The organism is Micromonospora craterilacus (genome assembly GCF_003236315.1).
Lineage (GTDB): Bacteria > Actinomycetota > Actinomycetes > Mycobacteriales > Micromonosporaceae > Micromonospora > Micromonospora craterilacus.
Genome location: NZ_POTY01000135.1, coordinates 1 through 18,759, shown reverse-complemented (window position 1 = coordinate 18,759; position 18,759 = coordinate 1). Strand labels below are relative to the sequence as shown.

General features: G+C 72.7%; 17 protein-coding genes. 13 read left to right on the top strand and 4 right to left on the bottom strand.

Annotated elements, in window-relative coordinates; genetic code table 11:
* A partial coding sequence (locus C1I95_RS20495; RefSeq protein ID WP_111215539.1) for a glycoside hydrolase family 5 protein occupies window positions 1–959 on the top strand: 959 nt, incomplete at its 5' end.
* Window positions 960–1,068: 109 nt separating this feature from the next.
* Here C1I95_RS20495 and C1I95_RS20490 read toward each other — a convergent pair.
* The gene (locus tag C1I95_RS20490) at window positions 1,069–2,577 is read right to left on the bottom strand and encodes an MFS transporter (RefSeq protein ID WP_111215532.1); all 1,509 of its coding nucleotides are present in this window, start codon (window positions 2,575–2,577) and stop codon (window positions 1,069–1,071) included.
* Between the two features lie 233 nt (window positions 2,578–2,810).
* Window positions 2,811–4,250 carry a glucose-6-phosphate dehydrogenase gene (locus C1I95_RS20485; protein ID WP_111215529.1) on the bottom strand — a complete coding sequence of 480 codons (1,440 nt, stop codon included), beginning with the start codon at window positions 4,248–4,250 and terminating at the stop codon, window positions 2,811–2,813.
* Window positions 4,251–4,458: 208 nt separating this feature from the next.
* On the opposite strand from C1I95_RS20485, the gene pgi reads away from it, so the two are divergent.
* From pgi to C1I95_RS20445, 8 genes are all read left to right on the top strand, one after another.
* On the top strand, window positions 4,459–6,093 hold the full coding sequence (pgi, locus tag C1I95_RS20480) for a glucose-6-phosphate isomerase (RefSeq protein ID WP_111215527.1): 1,635 nt from the start codon (window positions 4,459–4,461) through the stop codon (window positions 6,091–6,093).
* A gap of 322 nt (window positions 6,094–6,415) precedes the next feature.
* Entirely contained in the window at window positions 6,416–7,474 is a 1,059-nt protein-coding gene (locus tag C1I95_RS20475; protein WP_111215525.1) for an AAA family ATPase, read from the top strand.
* Entirely contained in the window at window positions 7,471–8,454 is a 984-nt protein-coding gene (locus tag C1I95_RS20470) for a DUF58 domain-containing protein (protein WP_111215522.1), read from the top strand. The genes C1I95_RS20475 and C1I95_RS20470 overlap by 4 nt, the downstream gene beginning before the upstream one ends.
* Entirely contained in the window at window positions 8,451–9,401 is a 951-nt protein-coding gene (locus tag C1I95_RS20465) for a VWA domain-containing protein (protein WP_111215520.1), read from the top strand. Before C1I95_RS20470 ends, C1I95_RS20465 begins: the two co-directional genes overlap by 4 nt.
* Before the next feature lie 68 nt (window positions 9,402–9,469).
* A complete protein-coding gene (locus C1I95_RS20460; RefSeq protein WP_111215518.1) occupies window positions 9,470–10,426 on the top strand; it encodes a S1C family serine protease in 957 nt (318 codons plus the stop codon).
* A 7-nt stretch (window positions 10,427–10,433) separates the two neighbouring features.
* A complete protein-coding gene (locus tag C1I95_RS20455; RefSeq protein ID WP_111215515.1) occupies window positions 10,434–11,129 on the top strand; it encodes a response regulator transcription factor in 696 nt (231 codons plus the stop codon).
* A 46-nt stretch (window positions 11,130–11,175) separates the two neighbouring features.
* A complete protein-coding gene (locus C1I95_RS20450) occupies window positions 11,176–12,381 on the top strand; it encodes a sensor histidine kinase (protein ID WP_199523830.1) in 1,206 nt (401 codons plus the stop codon).
* Window positions 12,382–12,516: 135 nt separating this feature from the next.
* Window positions 12,517–12,816 (top strand): BON domain-containing protein, encoded by a 300-nt coding sequence (locus C1I95_RS20445; RefSeq protein ID WP_111215536.1) that lies wholly within the window; start codon window positions 12,517–12,519, stop codon window positions 12,814–12,816.
* A gap of 104 nt (window positions 12,817–12,920) precedes the next feature.
* On the opposite strand, the gene C1I95_RS20440 is transcribed toward C1I95_RS20445, so the two are convergent.
* A complete protein-coding gene (locus tag C1I95_RS20440; protein ID WP_111215510.1) occupies window positions 12,921–13,502 on the bottom strand; it encodes an STAS domain-containing protein in 582 nt (193 codons plus the stop codon).
* A gap of 213 nt (window positions 13,503–13,715) precedes the next feature.
* Here C1I95_RS20440 and C1I95_RS20435 point away from each other — a divergent pair, with 213 nt between their 5' ends.
* The 4 genes from C1I95_RS20435 to C1I95_RS20425 all read left to right on the top strand — a co-directional run bounded on the left by C1I95_RS20435 (window position 13,716) and on the right by C1I95_RS20425 (window position 18,328).
* Complete coding sequence (locus tag C1I95_RS20435; RefSeq protein ID WP_111215507.1) at window positions 13,716–14,822, top strand: L-dopachrome tautomerase-related protein; 1,107 nt, start codon at window positions 13,716–13,718, stop codon at window positions 14,820–14,822.
* A 106-nt stretch (window positions 14,823–14,928) separates the two neighbouring features.
* Complete coding sequence (locus C1I95_RS35840; protein ID WP_199523829.1) at window positions 14,929–15,099, top strand: hypothetical protein; 171 nt, start codon at window positions 14,929–14,931, stop codon at window positions 15,097–15,099.
* 186 nt (window positions 15,100–15,285) lie between these two features.
* Window positions 15,286–16,608, top strand: coding sequence for an extracellular catalytic domain type 1 short-chain-length polyhydroxyalkanoate depolymerase (locus C1I95_RS20430; protein ID WP_111215505.1), 1,323 nt, complete (start codon window positions 15,286–15,288; stop codon window positions 16,606–16,608).
* Between the two features lie 118 nt (window positions 16,609–16,726).
* Window positions 16,727–18,328 carry an RICIN domain-containing protein gene (locus tag C1I95_RS20425; protein ID WP_111215534.1) on the top strand — a complete coding sequence of 534 codons (1,602 nt, stop codon included), beginning with the start codon at window positions 16,727–16,729 and terminating at the stop codon, window positions 18,326–18,328.
* 126 nt (window positions 18,329–18,454) lie between these two features.
* Here C1I95_RS20425 and C1I95_RS20420 read toward each other — a convergent pair.
* On the bottom strand, window positions 18,455–18,759 hold a 305-nt coding region (locus tag C1I95_RS20420; RefSeq protein WP_199523828.1), incomplete at its 5' end, for a cellulose binding domain-containing protein.

Genomic DNA, 18,759 nt, shown 5'->3' with positions numbered 1-18,759 from the left:
CCACCCCGCCGCCCGCCGGGCAGACCCCGGTGGCCATCAACGGGCAGTTGCGGGTCTGCGGGGTCAACCTCTGCAACCAGTACGGGCGGCCGATCCAGCTGCGCGGGATGAGCACCCACGGCATCCAGTGGTTCGGCAACTGCTACAACAACGCCTCGCTCGACGCCCTCGCCACCGACTGGCGCGCGGACCTGTTCCGGATCGCCATGTACGTGCAGGAGCAGGGCTACGAGACCGACCCCGCCGGGTTCACCAACCGGGTCAACAACCTGGTCGAGGAGGCCACCCGACGCGGCATGTACGCGATGATCGACTTCCACACGCTGACGCCCGGTGACCCGATGTACAACCTGGAGCGGGCCAAGACCTTCTTCGCCGCCGTCTCCGCGCGGCACGCCGCGAAGAACAACGTGATCTACGAGATCACCAACGAGCCCAACGGGGTCAGCTGGTCGACCATCAAGAACTACGCCGAGCAGGTCATCCCGGTGATCCGGGCCAACGACCCGGACGCCGTCATCATCGTGGGTACCCGCGCCTGGTCCTCGCTGGGCGTCTCGGAGGGCTCGAACCACAACGAGATCGCCACCAACCCGGTGAACGCCAGCAACATCATGTACGCCTTCCACTTCTACGCCGCGTCGCACCGGGACAACTACCGGGCCGAGGTGGAGCGGGCGGCGGCCCGGCTGCCGCTGTTCGTCACCGAGTTCGGCACGGTGGACTACAGCGGTGACGGGGCGGCCGACCTGGCCAGCAGCCGGCAGTGGTTGGACCTGCTGGACCGGCTGAAGATCGGCTACGCGAACTGGACGTTCTCCGACAAGGCCGAGGGCAGCGCCGCGTTGCGGCCCGGCACCTGCAACGGCAGCAACTACACCGGCACCTCCGTGCTCACCACCTCCGGCGCCTTCATGCGCGAGCGCATCCGCACCCCGGACAACTTCCCGACCAGCTGATCCGCCCGCACCAACGGCGGCCCCGGGACCACCGCCGGGGCCGCCGCGTTCCCATGCCTCCGTGACCCATCAGATCGCCGCCAGCCGGGCGGGCGAGCCCGGGTGGTGGTCAGGCCGTCCGGCGCGCGGCCCGGTGCAGCAGGTACGCGGCCAGGCAGCCGCCGGCCAGGACGGCGACCGCGCCGACCGTCTGGCTGGTCGCCACCGCCGCGCCGAACGCGTCCGCGACGCCGGTTCGCTGCGACTCGGCCGCGGCGGCGTACGCGGCCGGGAACGAGTCCGCGCCGGCCAGGTCGGCCGGTAGCGCGGCCACGAAGCGGGCGCTCATCACCGCGCCGAGCGCGGCCACCCCGAGGCTGGCGCCGACCTCCGCCATGGTCCCGTCCACCCCGGCGCCGGCGCCGGCCTTCTCGGGCGGGATCGCGCTCATCACCGCGTCCACGATGGCCGGGTTGGCCAGCGCGCAGCCGGCGCCCATCAGCACCAGGCCGAGCAGCAGGACGGCGTAGCCGTCGGTCGGGGCGTACGCGGCGACGACCAGACCCGCGGCGAGCAGCGCCATCCCGGCGGCGATGGCCACCGGGGTGCCGAGCAGCCGGATCAGCCGCGCGGCGATGCCGGCGAGGTTGAGCAGCACCACGGTGAGCGCGAACGGTGCCATCCGCAGGCCCGCCTCCCAGGCCGAGTGGCCGCGGACGAACTGCAACTGCTGGGCGAGCAGGAACAGCGATCCGGCGCTGCCAAAGGTGATCAGGACGACCCCGGCCACCGCGCCGACGAACCGCTGGTCGCGGAAGAAGTGCAGGTCGAGCATGGGGTGGGCGACCCGCCGTTCCCAGGCGACGAAGAGGCCGAGCAGGACGGCTCCTGCGCTCGCCGCGCCGAGCACGGCCGGCGCCGTCCAGCCGTGGTCGGGTGCGGCGACGACCGCGTACACCACGGCGGTGAGCCCGGCGCCGGAGAGCACCGCGCCGGGGAGGTCGAGCCGTCCCGCGCCGGGCCGGCGCGACTCGGGCACCAGCAGGCCGGCGGCGACCAGACAGATCACCACGACCGGCACGTTGAGCAGGAAGATGGCCGGCCAGTCGGCGTACCCGAGGACCAGCCCGCCCACCGGCGGCCCGGCGGCGTAGCCGAGGGCGTGCGCGGCTGCCCAGATCCCGATCGCGCGGGGCCGCTCGGCTGCGTCGAAGACCTGGATGGCCACGGCCAGGGTGGCGGTCACCAGCAGGGCGCCGCCGACGCCGAGCGCCGCCCGGGCCGCGACCAGCTGACCGGGCGAGCTGGCCGCCGCGGCGGCGAGTGAGGCGGCCCCGAAGAACACGAGACCGACCATCAGCATCCGCCGTCGGCCGTAGCGGTCGACGGCGCTGCCGGCGGTGAGCAGCAGGCCGGAGAGCACCAGGGCGTACGCGTTGATGATCCACTGTGTGTCCGCGGTGCTGGCCGCCAGGTCACGAGTGAGCGCCGGCACCGCCACGGTGAGCACGGTGTTGTCCAGCACCACGACGAGCTGGGCCAGGCAGAGCACGGCGAGGATGAGCCAGCGGGTACGCGGCCGCGGCGCGGCCGGTGGGCCTGGCCGCTCGGCCAGCGTCGTGGTGGCGGGTGTGGTCATGCCGGGTCGCCGTCGTCGAACCGGCGCCGGATCCAGTTCCGCGTCACGCGTACCTCCTGCCACCACACGGCAAAGTTAGGTTAGGTTAACCTAACCCACCGATCTTGGCGAGGAGCCCCTCACCGGCAGGTCGCCGGCGAGCGTCGCAAGGATCGCGGCGACTAGCCGCGGATCCACCGCCAGGGCACCCGCTGAGCACCGCCCGAGGGGCCGGACGCGGCGCACGGTGACCGTCAGCCGGCCACCGGACCGATCAGCGAGTCGTGCGGCCCGGTGGAGCCCGCCGGGTACTCCCGCAGCGGCACCGTGTCCGCCTTCCAGGCGGCCAGCACCGGCTCGACGATGCGCCAGCACTCCTCGGCGACGTCGCCGCGCACCGACAGGGTCGGGTCGCCCTCGAACGCGCCGCGCAGCACCTCACCGTACGGCGGCAGGTCTCCGGGGCCGAAGTCCGCCGACAGGCGTACCTGTTCGAGTTCGAACGGGTCGCCGGGACCGTTGATGTTGAGGTCCAGGCCCAGCCGGTCCGGACCGAACCCGATCCGCAACCGGTCGGGGTGTTCGTAGCCGGTGAGCCCGTCCGGCACCCGGGACGGCTGCTTGAAGGTGATGATCGCCTCCTTGCGGGTGGCGGCCATCGCCTTGCCGGAGCGCAGCCGGAACGGCACCCCGGCCCAACGCCAGGTGTCCACGGTCAACACCAGTTCGGCCAGCGTCTCGGTACGACGGGCCGGGTCGACCCCGGGTTCGTCGGCGTAGTCGGGCAGCCGACGCCCGCCGACCTCGCCCGCCGTGTACCGGGCCCGCCGACTGGCCGCCACCGGGTCGTCGTGCCACAGCCGGGTGGCCCGCAGCACCTGCGCCTTGCGGCCCCGCAGCTCCTGGGCCCGCAGGGTGGGCGGCGGGTCCATGGCGAGCAGGGCGAGCACCTGGAGCAGGTGGCTCTGCACCATGTCCACCAGCGCCCCGGCACCGTCGTAGTAGCCGGCCCGGCCCTCCAGGCCCAGTGTCTCGTCGAAGACGATGTCCACGCAGGCCACATGCGTGGAGTTGAGCACCGGCTCGAAGATCCGGTTGGCGAACCGCAGGCCGAGCAGGTTCAGCACCGTCGACTTGCCGAGGAAGTGGTCGATGCGGTGGACCTGCTCCTCCGGTACGAGAGTGGCCAGCAGGTTGTTGAGCGAACGGGCCGAGATGCGGTCGACACCGAACGGCTTCTCCAGCATCAGCCGGGTGCCCGGTGGCAGGCCGATGCGGGCCAGCGCGGCGGCCGAGCGAGCGGTCACCATCGGCGGCAGCGCGAAGAAGATCACCAGTGGTCCCACGCAGTCCCGCAGCAGCCGCCGCAGGTCCTCCTCGCTGGTCACGTCCGCCGGCACGTACCGGGTCTCCCGGACCACCTCGGACTCCCGGGGGCCGTCGGCGCCGACGGTGCCGAAGGAGTCGGCCACCCGGCGGCGCCACCGCTCGTCGTCCCAGTCGTCCATGCCGCTGCCGATCAGCGTCAGGGCGGGGACGGCGCCGCTGGCCACCAGCCGGCCCAGCCCCGGCAGCAGCAGCCGCCCGGTCAGGTCGCCGCTGGCGCCGAGCACCAGCAGCGTCTGCCGTACGGGCGCGGCGGCGGCGGGACTTCCGGAGGCATCTGCGGGGGCACTCGGGGCGGGCGTCGTCATCCCTCCACCATGCCCTGTCGCCGCCGCGGACGAGCATCGGGCCCGATGCGGTACGCCCGCCGGGCGGGCCGCGTGAACGGCCGGATGCTGATCGTGATCGGTCGCCGGCGTCTGACTCGCGCGGCGATCTTCGTGTGGCAGGCTGGTCTCACCCGCCGGCCGGACGACGCCGGCGGCGTGCCGACCCTGCGAGGAGACGATCGAACCGATGGCTGCGGACGTCACCACCACCGACGAGTGGCAGGCCCTGCGCAAGCACGCCGACGAGATCCGCGGGACGCATCTGCGGGACCTGTTCGCCACCGACCCCGACCGCGGCGACCGGTTGACCGTCGAGGTGGCCGACCTCTACGTCGACTACAGCAAGAACCTGGTCACCGACGAGACGCTCACCCTGTTGACCGCGCTGGCCGAGCGGGTCGGGCTCGCCGACCGGATCGCCGCGATGTTCGCGGGCAGCCACATCAACGGCACCGAGGACCGGGCCGTGCTGCACACCGCGCTGCGGCTGCCCCGCGACGCCGCGCTGACCGTCGACGGTCAGGACGTGGTGGCCGACGTGCACGCGGTACGGGAGCGGATGGCCGAGTTCGCCGAGAAGGTGCGCTCCGGGCAGTGGCGCGGGCACACCGGCGAGCGGATCCGCACCGTGGTCAACATCGGCATCGGCGGTTCCGACCTGGGGCCGGTGATGGCGTACGAGGCGCTCAAGGCGTACCGCGACGGCGGGATCAGCTGCCGTTTCGTGTCGAACGTCGACCCCACCGACATCCACGACACCACCGCCGACCTGGACCCGGCCAGCACCCTGTTCGTGGTGGTGTCGAAGACCTTCTCCACCCAGGAGACCCTGGCCAACGCCCACCAGGCCCGGCGCTGGCTGCTGGCCGGGCTCGGCGCCGACGACGAGGCGGTGGCCCGCCACTTCGTCGCGGTCAGCACCAACGCCCAGCGGGTCGGCGACTTCGGCATCGACCCGGCGAACATGTTCGGCTTCTGGGACTGGGTCGGCGGCCGGTACTCGCTGCCCTCGGCGGTGGGCCTGTCGGTGATGCTGTCCATCGGGCCGCAGCGCTTCGACGAGCTGCTCGCCGGCTACCACGCCGTCGACGAGCACTTCCGCACCACCCCGCTGGCCGGCAACGCGCCGGTGCTGCTCGGGCTGCTGAACGTCTGGTACACCAACTTCCTCGGCGCGCAGACCCACGCGGTGCTGCCGTACTCGCAGTACCTGCACCGCTTCCCGGCGTACCTACAGCAGTTGACCATGGAGAGCAACGGCAAGTCGGTACGCACCGACGGCCGGCCGGTGTCGTACGACACCGGGGAGATCTTCTGGGGCGAGCCCGGCACCAACGGCCAGCACGCCTTCTACCAGCTGCTGCACCAGGGCACCCGGCTGGTGCCGGCGGACTTCATCGGGTTCAGCGAGCCGAACCACGAGATCGGCGACATGCACGACCTGTTCATGTCGAACTTCTTCGCCCAGACCGCGGCGCTGGCCTTCGGCCGCACCGCCGACCAGGTCGCGGCGGAGGGCACCCCGGCGGAACTCGTACCGCACCGGGTGATGGCCGGCAACCACCCGACCACGTCGATCGTGGCGGACCGGCTCACCCCGGCCACCCTCGGGCAGATGGTCGCCCTCTACGAGCACATCGTCCTCACCGAGGGCGCGATCTGGGACATCAACCCGTTCGACCAGTGGGGCGTCGAGCTGGGCAAGGTGATGGCCAACCAGCTCGCCCCGCTGCTCACCGGCGACCGGGCCGACCTAGACAGCCTCGACTCCTCCACCGCCGCCCTGATCCGCCGCTACCGCACCCAGCGCGGGCGGGACTGAGAGGTTGATCAAGAGGTTCTGGTCACGATGCGCCGGTCTGCATGACCAGAACCTCTTGGCCAACTCATCGAAACCGTCACCAACGGCATCGCGGGCAGTGCCGGCGCCAGCCTGCGGACAGTGTGGATCCGCGACGGGTGTCGTTGTAACGCCTCACGATTTCTCTTGACCTGCCAGCCGGAAGTCGCCACCGCCCCGGCTGCGGCGTTCGCCGTTCGGTTGTCTTTCGGTCCGTTCTGGCCCAATGGGTCACGTGCGGGTACCCGGGCTCCCCCTTGTCCGGGTACCCGCTCCGAAGTGGAACGCGACCGAGGAGCAGCGCATGCGGAGCACCATCGACAACGCCGCCGTACGCGGGCTGGACGCGGCGGGCGGGCGCGCCGACGACACCCGGCTGCTGGAACGGACCCTGTTCGAGGTGAAACGGGTCATCGTCGGCCAGGACCGGCTGGTGGAGCGGCTGATGACCGCGCTGCTCGCCCGCGGCCACTGCCTGCTGGAGGGGGTGCCCGGCGTCGCCAAGACGCTCGCCGCGGAGACCCTGGCCACGGCGGTGGGCGGCAGCTTCGCCCGGATCCAGTTCACCCCCGACCTGGTGCCGTCGGACATCCTCGGCACCCGGATCTACCGGGCCTCGAAGGAGAGCTTCGACGTCGAGCTGGGGCCGGTGATGGCCAACCTGGTCCTCGCCGACGAGATCAACCGGGCGCCGGCCAAGGTGCAGTCGGCGCTGCTGGAGGTGATGGCCGAGGGGCACCTCTCGCTCGGCGGGCGGACCTACCCGGTGCCGACCCCGTTCCTCGTGCTGGCCACCCAGAACCCGATCGAGTCCGAGGGGGTCTACCAGCTGCCCGAGGCCCAGCGGGACCGGTTCCTGATGAAGATCGTGGTCGACTACCCCACCGACGACGAGGAGCTGGGCATCCTCTACCGGATGGGCACCAGCACCCCGGCCGCCCGTCCGGTGCTGGACCCGGCCCGGCTGCTGGCGTTGCAGGCCCGTGCCCGGGAGGTGTTCGTCCACCATGCCCTGGCCGAGTACGTGGTGCGGCTGGTGCTGGCCACCCGGGATCCGCGCCGCTTCGGGCTGGCGGACGTGGCCGCGCAGCTGGCGTACGGGGCGAGCCCGCGCGCCACGCTCGGCCTGGTGGCCGCGGCCCGGGCCCTGGCGCTGCTGCGCGGACGCGAGTACGTGCTGCCGGCCGACGTCCGGGAGGTCGCCGGCGACGTGCTCGCCCACCGGCTGGTGCTCTCCTTCGACGCGGTCGCCGACGACGTCGACCCGGGCGAGTTGGTGCGACGGGTCTTGGAGGCCGTGCCGCCGCCGCAGATCGCCCCCGCGCAGGAGGACCAGGGTCCCGGCCTGGGGACGGCGGCATGAACCAGACCTCGACCAGCGTCGGGCGGCTGGCGCCGCACCGCCGGCTGCGCCGCCTGGAACTGACCATCACCCGCCGCCTCGACGGGCTGCTGCACGGGCAGCACCTGGGCCTGCTGCCGGGGCCGGGCAGCGAGCCGGCCGGCAGCCGCGAGTACCGCCCCGGCGAGGACGAGGTGCGGCGGATGGACTGGTCGGTGACGGCGCGGACCACCGTGCCGCACGTGCGTACCGTCGACGCCGACCGGGAGCTGACCACCTGGACGCTGGTGGACGCGACGCCGAGCATGGACTTCGGCACCGCGGAGCTGGAGAAGCGAGAGCTGGCGGTGGCCGCGGTGGCCGCCGTCGGGTTCCTGACCGCCGGCACCGGCAACCGGCTGGGCGCGCACGTGCTCGGCGACGCCGGGGTACGCCGGTTCCCCGCCCGTACCGGGCGGCACCACCTGCTCCACCTGCTCCGCACGCTGCTGGAGGTGCCGCGCGGCCGGCCAGCCACCCAGCCGGTGCCGCTGGCCGACGCCGTCGACGGGTTGCGCCGGTCGGCCGGCCGGCGCGGCCTCGCGGTGGTGGTCTCGGACTTCCTGGACGGCCTGCCCGACGAGGGTGTGGCCGGCGCGGACGCCGCGCCGCCGGACTGGGAACGACCGTTGCGCCGGCTGGCCGCGCGGCACCAGGTGCTCGCCGTGGAGGTACGCGACCCGCGCGAGCTGGAGCTGCCCGACGTCGGGCTGATCACCCTGGTCGACCCGGAGAGCGGACGCCGGCGAGAGGTCTCCACCGGCAGCCGCAAGCTGCGCGAGCGGTACGCGGCGGCAGCCGCCGCCCAGCGGCTGGCCGTGGCCCGGGCGCTACGCCGGGCCGGCGCGGCGCACCTGCCACTGCGCACCGACCGGGACTGGATCGCCGACATCGTCCGACATGTGCACGCCCAGCGCCGGCTGGCCCGCGCGACCCGCCCCACGAACGGAGATGCGGCGTGACCTGGGAGTCTCCGGAACGTCTGTGGCTGCTGGCCGGGGTGGCCGCCCTGATCGTCGGCTACCTGCTGAGGCAACGCCGGCACAGCCGGTACGCGGTCCGGTTCACCAACCTGCGGCTGCTGGACAAGGTCGCACCGGCCCGCCCAGCGTGGCGCCGGCACGTGCCGGCCGGTCTGTTCATCGCCATGCTGGCGCTGCTGGTGGTGGGCTTCGCCCGCCCGACCGACGAGGTACGGGTGCCCCGCGAGCGGGCCACCGTCATCGTGGCGGTCGACGTGTCCCGGTCCATGCTCGCCGACGACGTACCGCCGGACCGGCTGGTCGCGGCCAAGGACGCGGCCCGGGAGTTCGTCGCCGACCTGCCGGAGGAGTTCAACGTCGGGCTGGTCGCGTTCGCCGGCAGCGCGTCGGTGATGGTCGCTCCCGGCGGCGACCGGGACACGGTCGCGGCGGGCATCGACCGGCTCGACGAGGGCGTCACCGCCCTCCAGGGCACCGCGATCGGGGAGGCCATCCACGCCGCGTTGGAGTCGATCCGCACCCTGGACGCCCAGGCCGCCGACGAGCCACCGCCGGCCCGGGTGGTGGTGCTCTCCGACGGCGCCAACACGTCGGGACGCGACCCGGCGCTGGCCGCTGCCGACGCTGTGCAGGCGGGCGTGCCGGTCGACACCATCTCCTTCGGCACCCTCGACGGTCGCATCGGCGGGGGCCAGGCGGTCCCGGTCGACGGGGAGACCCTGCGGGCGGTGGCCGAGCAGGCCGGCGGCGGCTACTACGAGGCGGGCAGCGGCGACGAGCTGCGCGAGGCGTACGCCGACATCGGCTCGTCGGTCGGCTACCGGACGGAACGGCAGGACGTGTCGGCACGGTTCATCGGTGGCGGGCTGGTGCTCGCCCTGCTGGCCGCCGCCGCCTCGATGTTCTGGTTCTCCCGCCTGCCGTGAGCCGCCCGGCGCCGGTCCGCGACGGCCTTCTCTCTCCTGCCTCGACGCCCTATCGAAGGGACATCGCCATGACGAGCACGATTCCGGGCCTGGGCGAGACGCGCGGGCCGCGGTTCGTCTCCCCCGACCTGGCCCCCCATCGACCCGCCGGGGCCCCGGCGTTCGTACCCGTCACCGCGCCGGGCGGACCCGACACCACGCCGGGCGGACCCGACACCACGCCGAGTGGGAGCAACCCCACGCCGGCCGATCCGGCCGATCCGGCCGGCGGCTCGTCGCGGTGGCCCCGGCTGCTGCTGGCCGGACTGACCCTGGTGGCGGTGTCGGCGGGTGCGGGCGGCGTCGCCGGGCACTACGCCGCCGGCGAGGACCCACCGCAGGCCGTCCTGGGCGCGCCACCGGCCGGCGCAGCGCCGGGCACCGGCGCCGATCTGGTCGCCGCCGCTGACCGGGTGCTGACCGGAGTGGTGTCCGTGCAGGTATCGTCCGGCGGGCGGGGCGCCTCCGGTTCCGGGTTCCTGATCGACGACCGGGGGCACGTCGTCACCAACAACCACGTGGTGGCCGAGGGCGGCACGATCAACGTCGTCGGCCAGGACGGCCGGCGGCTCACCGCGCGGCTCGTCGGCCGTGACCCGGGCACGGACATCGCCGTGTTGCGGGTCGAGCGAGGCACGAGCCTGCGCCCGCTGCCGTTCGCGGCGTCCGGGCAGACCCAGGTCGGGGAGCCGGTGCTGGCCGTCGGTTCGCCGCTGGGGCTCTCCGGCACGGTGACCGCCGGGATCGTCAGCGCGCTGGACCGGCCGGTACGGCTCGGCGGCGGTGCCCGGCAGCCGGCGGTGCAGACCGATGCGTCGATCAACCCCGGCAATTCGGGCGGCCCGCTGGTCAACGGCCGGGGCGAGGTGGTCGGCGTCAACACCGCCATCGCCACACTGGAGGGCAGCGGCAACATCGGCATCGGCTTCGCCATCCCGATCGACCGCGCGGCACAGGTGGCACGGGGGCTGATCGCGAGGGGATAACTGGAACATGCGGCTGCTCGTGGTGGAGGACGAAGAGGATCTGGCCGGCGCGCTGCGGGTCGGGCTGGTCCGGGCCGGCTACGCCGTCGACCTCGCGGACGACGCGTCGGCGGCGTACGAGTTGCTGCGGGTCAACGCGTACGACCTGATGTTGCTGGACGTCAACCTGCCCGACGTGGACGGGTTCGCGGTGTGCCGGGCGATCCGCTCCGGTGCGGTGGTGGTGGCCGGCGGGCCGGATCTGCGGGTGTTGATGCTCACCGCCCGCGGGGCGCTCGGCGACCGGGTACGCGGCCTCGACGAGGGCGCGGACGACTACCTGGTGAAACCGTTCGCGCTGGCCGAGTTGCTGGCCCGGGTGCGGGCCCTGTTACGCCGGGACAGCGGCGGCACCGGGGCGGTGCTCACGGTGGGGGCGTTGCGTCTGGACGTGGCCCGGCACGAGGCACGGCGGGGCGCCCGCCAGTTGCACCTGACGCGCAAGGAGTTCGGGGTGCTGGAGTACCTGATGACCCGCCCCGGGCAGGTGGTGCCGGCCGAGGAACTGCTGGAGCACGTCTGGGACGCCAACGCCGACCCGTTCACCGAGACGGTCCGGGTCACCGTGGGCACGCTGCGGCGCAAGCTCACCGGCGACGGCGACGACCCACCGATCGAGACGGTCATCGGCCGCGGCTACCGGCTGCGGGAGGTGGCGGGATGAGCGAGCGTCAGCCGCAGGTCGGCGCCGAGCGGTGCGAGGTGGCGGCGTGAGTATCTTCCGGTCGATCCGGTTCCGGCTGACGGTGCTCTACTCGACGCTGCTGTTCGCGCTGGCCGGGGCGGGGCTGGTGGTGGCGTACGTGGCGGTGGACCGGGCGGTCGACCCGAAGCCGATCACCGAGCGGTACCAGGCCCACTTGTACAAGAAGAAGGCCGACGGCCGCACGGTGGCGACCGGCACCACCATCGAGGTGGCCGAGGTGCAGCAGATCGAGGACGAGGTGAACCTGCGGCTGTTGCAGACCGTCAGGGACTACTCGCTGATCGCCCTCGGTGGGCTCTTCGTGGCCAGCCTCGGCATCGGGTGGGTGCTCTCCGGTCGGGCGTTGCGTCCGGTCGGCGCCATCGCCCGGACCGCCCGGGAGATCCAGGCCACCGACCTGTCCCGCCGGATCCGGCTGGCCGGCCCGCGCGACGAGCTGCGCGACCTGGGCGGCACCATCGACTCGATGCTGGACCGGCTCGACCACGCCTTCCGCGCCCAGCGGCAACTCATCGACGACGCCTCGCACGAACTGCGCAGCCCGTTGGCGATCATCCGGGCCAACCTGGACGCCTCGTTGACCTCGCCGGAGGCCACCGAGCAGGAGCGTACCGCCGCGGTGGCGACGATCGACCGGGCCACCACCCGGATGTCCCGGCTGGTCGAGGACCTGCTGGCCACCGCCCGCCGGGACGCCGACGCGATGGCCGACACCGACGTCGACCTGAGCATCGTCGCCCGGGAGGCGGGCGAGGACTTCGCCCCGCTGGCCACCGGTCGTGGGCTGCGCCTGCGGTACGCGCTCGGCGCGGATCTCACGCTGATCGGGGACCCCGACGCGCTGCGCCGCGCCGGCGGGAATCTGTTGTCCAACGCGGTACGCCTCTCCCCGCTGGGCGGCGCGATCGACGTGGCGACCGGCCGGGTGGGCGGCTGGCTGTGGCTGGCCGTCGTGGACGAGGGGCCGGGCATCGCCGAGGACGACCAGGCGCGGGTGTTCGACCGGTTCTGGCGCGGCGAGACCGGTCGGGGCGGCTCCGCCGACCGGCGCACCGGGCTGGGGCTGGCGATCGTCCGGCAGATCGTCGAGTCGCACGGCGGACAGGCGGCGGTTTTCTGCCGGCCCGGGGCGGGTAGCACCTTCGTACTCTGGTTGCCGGCCGCCGACCGCGCCGACGACACTCCACCGCCGGCCAACTCGCCGATGTGATCTCGCGACGGGTGATCTGTCACGCAACTGTCATCCAACCGTGCGGTCGACTCCAAGGTCGTTGCGCAAGGTAGTGGTCGATCGGGACGGCGCGTCGGGTCGCCGGCGTCGACGACGAAGGAGACCGCTGTGGTGATGCCGTGGCCCTGGCCGATGCCCGACGACCACTCCTTCCGCGCGCTCTGGGACGAACCGCAGGACCACGACGAGGATGTCCGCCTCGCCGCCCTGGTCGCCCAGCGGCTGAGCGCCGACTGGACGACCCGCCGGCAGCAGATCACGGTGATGGTGCAGAACCGCGTCGTGATCCTCACCGGCCTGGTCGCCGGGGCGGATCACCGGCGGGCCGCCGGTGAGCTGGCCTGGGATGTCGAGGGCGTGGCGGACGTGTGCAACGCCCTGCGGCTGGCCGGTCACCGGCGCAGCCGCCGTTGATCTCCGGCCCGCCCGCGCCGCCTGGCACCGGTGGCGCGGGCGGGCCGGACGCAACCTTCCCCGGTGCCGCAGCCGCCCTGGCGGCCGGCGGCGACGATGTCCGGTCAGGTGTCGGCGCCGCTGGTCGCCGTAGTGTCCGGGTCGGCGGTGCCGAGTTGCGCGAGCGCCTCGGCGCGGCTGCCGGCGACGCGGAACACCTCGTCCAGGCGGGTGACCCGGAGGACCTGGCGGATCAGTGGCGAGGCCGCCGCGACGCAGAGGAGCGCGCCACGGTCGGCGGCGTTGCGGTGGGCGCGGGCCAGCAGCCCGAGCGCGGTCGAGTCGATCAGGTCGGTCCGGCCGAGGTCCACCACGACGTGGCCGCCCATGTCGGCCGCGTGCCGCAACGCCCTCCGCAGGGTGTCGCCGGTGTCGAGGTCCACGTCACCGGCGACGGTCACCACGGTCACGTCGCCGAGGTGCTCGATGCCGAGGATGCCACCGGGTACGCCACCGGCGGCCGGGCCGAGCCGGGTGCAGTGGGCGCAACGGTGCGGGCCGGCGGCCAGCGGGGAACCGCTCCAGCCGTGTTCGGACACCAGGTTCCACACCACCTCGCCGTCCGACGGCGCGCGCGGGCCGGCGACGGTGTCACCGCAGCTGTCACAGGTCAGGGTGACCAGGTGGTCGTCCAGGACGACGGCCATACCGTGCTCCTTCCCACGTCGGAGTGGTCGACCCCTCACCCTGCCGGCGGCAGGTGGCGGGCACCGCGCGGACACGTGACGGTTGGGTGACGAATCGACTTCCGGCTGCTGGCGGGGTCGGATGGCCGACGACGGGTGGGCACCTGCCGCCGGACCTGGGAAGATGCACGCAAGGAGATCGACCGATGACCGTACGCGACGGGAGGTCGAGTGATGCGGAGCGGGTTGCCCACCGACGAACCGGTCGGCACGCTGGACGTGGTGCACCGGTTCCGGGGGCCGATGCCGACCGGGGTGACCGTCTCGCACCACGGACGGATCTTCGTCAACTTTCCCCGCTGGGGCGACGAGGTTCCCGCGACCGTGGTCGAGCTGCGCCGCGGCCGCGAGGTGCCCTTCCCCGACCTGCGCTGGAACAGCCCGTCCCGCGACGACGATCCGTCGGCGTTCGTGTCGGTGCAGAGCGTCGTGGTCGATCCCGCCGACCGGCTCTGGGTGCTCGACACCGGCAGCCCGATGTTCCGGCCGACCTCGCCCGGCGGTCCGAAGCTGGTCCGGATCGACCTCGGCACCGACACCGTCGCCCAGGTGATCACCTTCCCGCCCGACGTGGCGCTGCCCACCACGTACCTCAACGACGTGCGGTTCGACCTGCGGCGCGGGGAGGCCGGGCTGGCGTACGTCACCGACTCCGCCGACGCCGCACCGAACGGGATCATCGTGGTCGACCTGGCGAGCGGTACGTCCTGGCGCCGGCTGCACGACCACCCGTCCGCCAAGGCGGAGCCGCTGTCGGCGTTCCGCCCGGTGGTCGAGGGTCGCCCGTTCCTGGTCCGTCCTCCAGACGGGCCGCCGCAACCGGTGGGCGTCGGCGCCGACGGCATCGCGATCTCCGCCGACGGCTCCCGGCTGTACTACTGCGCCCTCGCCTCGCGTCGCTGGTTCAGCGTCGCCACCGATGCCCTGGCCGACCCCACCCTCGGCGACGAGGAGGTGACCGCGACCGTGGTCGACGAGGGAGACAAGGGTGGCGGCGCCGACGGCCTGGAGTCCGACGACGCCGGCCGGCTCTACCTGACCAACTACGAGCACAACGCGGTGGTGCGCCGACGCCCGGACGGCGAGTACGAGACGGTCGTGCACGATCCGCGGCTGCTCTGGCCGGACACGCTGTCCGTGGCCACCGACCGGCACCTGTACGTCATCGCCAACCAGGTGCACCGGCAACCACCGTTCCAGCGCGGACGCGACCTGCGGCGCAAGCCGTACGCGCTGTTCCGGACCCGGATCGACGCGGGTCCGGTCCTGCTCCGGCCCTGACCGGCGCGGCACCCCGATCGGGTGGCGCTGACCGCCGGGCGGCCTGCCACGACGGCCGCCCCGCGTAGCGTCGAGGAGCAATGGCCACGAGGTGAGGAGCGGGTCGGTGACCGAGCCGGAGGAAGAGCGCGAGAAGAGCGCGAAGACCGATCCGGTGCTGTTCTCCCCCGACGGCGACCCGCACCACAACCCGGCGCAGGCGCCGCAGCCGGACGAGCACCTGTCGGTGCTGTTCTCCCACGACGGCGAGACCGACGTGGTCGACGACGAGCAGTAGACCGCGGCGAGCAGGGGGTGCTGCGGGGCGGACCGGTGGCGTTGCCGGCTGCCCCGCCGGCGCTTGCCACACGCACCCGCCAGAACTGATAATCATCGATGTTCCTGAGCCGGACGAGATCGGGCACCGGGCAGCCCTCGATCGGAACACCACCGTGTCCACCTTCCGTCCGGAGGCTCTGTCTCAATGAAAATGGCGATCAGACTGTGGTGCGCCGCTGTGGCGGCCATCGCCCTGACGGCGCTGGCCGCGCTGTCCGTCCCCACCCCGGCGTCGGCGGCGGCGCTGACCGAGGTGACCAGCTTCGGCACCAACCCGAGCAACCTACGCATGTACCTCTACGTACCGGATCGGGTCGCGGCCCGGCCGGGCCTGCTGGTGGCGGTGCACTACTGCACCGGCACCGGGCCGGCGATGTACTCCGGCACCCAGTTCGCGTCCCTGGCCGACCGGTACGGCTACATCGTGATCTACCCGTCGGTGACCCGCAGCAGCCAGTGTTTCGACGTCTCCTCCCCGCAGGCACTGCGGCGGGGCGGCGGCAGCGACCCGGTGGGCATCATGTCCATGGTCGACTACGTCCGGCAGCGCTACCCGGTCGACCCGGCGCGGATCTTCGCCACCGGCGTCTCGTCCGGCGCGATGATGACCAATGTGCTGCTCGGGCTCTATCCGGACGTGTTCGCCGCGGGCGCCGCCTTCGCGGGGGTACCGTTCGGCTGTTTCGCCACCACCAACGGTTCGGAGTGGAACAGCGAGTGCGCCAACGGGCAGGTCGTCCGGACTCCGCAGCAGTGGGGTGACCTGGTGCGCAACGCGTACCCGGGCTACACCGGACCGCGTCCGCGGATGCAGACCTGGCACGGCACCAACGACGAGATCCTGCGCTACCCGAACTTCGGCGAGCAGATCAAGCAGTGGACCAACGTACGCGGGCTGAGCCAGACTCCGAGCTACACGGACAGCCCACAGGCCGGCTACACCCGTACCCGCTACGGCGGCACCGGCGGCCAGGCGCCGGTCGAGGCGATCAGCATGCAGGGCGTGTCGCACAACCTGCCGGTCGACGCCGCCCAGGCACTGCGCTTCTTCGGCCTGGACAGCACGCCGCCGACCAGCCCGCCGCCGACCTCCACCCCGTCGCCGACGATCACCCCCACCACGCCACCGCCGACGACGCCGCCACCGGGCACGGGCTGCCGGGTCGGGTACGCGGTCAACGCCTGGAACACCGGGCTGACCGCCGAGGTGAACATCACCAACACCGGCAGCACGGCCGTCAACGGCTGGAGCCTGGCGTTCACCCTGCCCGGTGGGCAGACCATCACCAACGGCTGGAACGCGACGTACTCGCCGACCTCCGGCGCGGTGACCGCGCGCAACGTCTCCTACAACGCCACCATCGCCGCCAACGGCTCGGTCAGCATCGGATTCCAGGCCAACCACACCGGCAACTCCGGCCGTCCGACCTCGTTCACCCTCAACGGGACGCCCTGCTCGGTCGTCTGACCCCGGCCTGCGCCGTCCCACCCGGCGCCCGGGTGTGGTGCCCGCGCGGTTCGTTTGCCGCGCGGGCACCGACGCCGGCAGCTCGCGCTCCACCGACCCGCATCCGGAGGAACATCGCATGCTGCTCAGGACATCGAAGAGACGCGCGCGCCTCGGCCTGGTGGCCGCCGCCACGCTGGCCCTGCTCGGCACCGCCACGGCGGTCGCGCCGCCGAGCGCGCAGGCCGCCACCGTCGACCCCAACGCCACCTACGTCTTCGTCAACCGGCATAGCGGCAAGGCGATGGACGTGTGGAACTGGTCCACCGCCGACAACGCCCCGATCAACCAGTACGCCCGCAACGACGCCGCGGTGCAGCAGTGGCGCTTCGTCGACGTCGGCGGCGGCTACTACCAGATCCGCTCGGTACACAGCGGCAAGGTCCTCGAAGTGCCCAACGCCAACGACGGCGTCCAACTGGTGCAGAACGCGGCGGTCAGCGGCAACAACCGCCAGCACTTCCGGCTCGCCGACTCCGACGGCGGCCACGTCCGGTTCGTCAACCGGCACTCGAACAAGGCCCTGGACGTGTGGGGCTGGTCCACCGCCGACGGCGGCATGATCTCCCAGTACCAGGACGTCAACGGCGCCAACCAGCAGTGGCGGCTGGTCGTCCTCGGCGCCGCGAGTGGCTGCGGCAGCGGCGCGTTCCAGGCCGAGGCCGTGCTCAGCGGCGGCACCTGGACCGCGCGCAACGGCGGCAGCACGGTCTACACCGGCGGCGACCTGCGCGCCGCCGTGCAGGCCGCGGTGAACAGCCTCAGCGCCGGCCGGACCAGCAAGCAGCGGGTCGTGGTACGCGGCTCCGGCTCGATGAGCGCCGGCTCCCGCATCTCGCTGCCCAGCTACACCACCATCGACGTGTGCGGCACCATCAACGTGACCGGATCCGGCTCCGGTGACCAGGCACCGATCTACTCGCGCGGCACCACCCAGGTCGAGGTGCAGAACCTCGCCGTCACCGGCTCCCCGTTGTACGGCATCTTCATGCGCAACGTCACCAACGTGATCCTCGGCCAGATCGACATGCGGCTCTCCAGCGGGCTGGGCGTACGCATCGACAACCGCGGCGACACCAGCCAGTGGACCCGCAACGTCCGCATCGACAACGTCTACGTCTCCGGTGCCAGCTCGCACGCCGTGGAGACGTACGGCGTGGACGGGCTGACCGTCGGCACCGTGACCGCCCGCAACGTCGGCGAGTCCGGCTTGCTGCTCAACGAGACCATCAACGCGACGGTGACCACGGTCGACGCGGAGAACGCGGGCACCGGCACCGGCTACGCGGCGTTCCGGATCGCCAACCGGGCCGGCCGGGTCGGCTCCGCCTACCCGATCAACATCCGGGTGGGCACCGTCCGGGCGCGTGGTGGCGGCCGGGGCGTCTTCTGCGTCTCGGAATCCGGCGGCACGGCGATCAACCGGGTCGACATCGCCAACACCGGCAACAACGCGATCCTGCTGGAGAACTGCTACGGGGTGGACATCGCGGCGGGTGGCGGCACGATCAGCGGCGGCGGTGAGGTGCGGCTGGCCGCGCGTACCGAGTTCCCCGGCAACCGGGACCTCACCCTGCGGAACTTCACGCTGGTCAACAGCCGGATCGTGGAAAACCCCTGCGCGACCAACCTGACCATCAGCAACATCACCCTGAGCAACTCGACCATCAGTCGCTGCTAGTCAGCCGCTGGTGATCGATGGGCGGGCTCGGCGTACGCCGAGCCCGCCCATCGATGAGTTGGGAGACCGGTTAAGAGGGGCCCCTTCCTATGCACGAGGCGTTAAGAAGGGACCCTTCCCCTCATCTCAGCTGGCGCTGCAGGTGGGGGTGCCGGTGGGGGGATTACCGTTGCCCTGGAAGCCGAACTCGGTGCTGGTCCCGGGGCTGACCGTGCCGTTGTAGCTCATGTTGCGGAAGGTCACGTTGCCGCTGCTCCCGCTGGGCTGGGCGTTCCAGGTGTTGACGAGGGTCGTGCCGGACGGCAGCCCGAAGTTCACCGACCAGCGGCTGAGCCCGGCGGAGCCGGCGGTGACGCGTACCGTGGCGACGAATCCGCCGGTCCAGGTGTTCAGCGAGACCGACGCGGTGCAGGCACCGCTGGGCGGCGGGG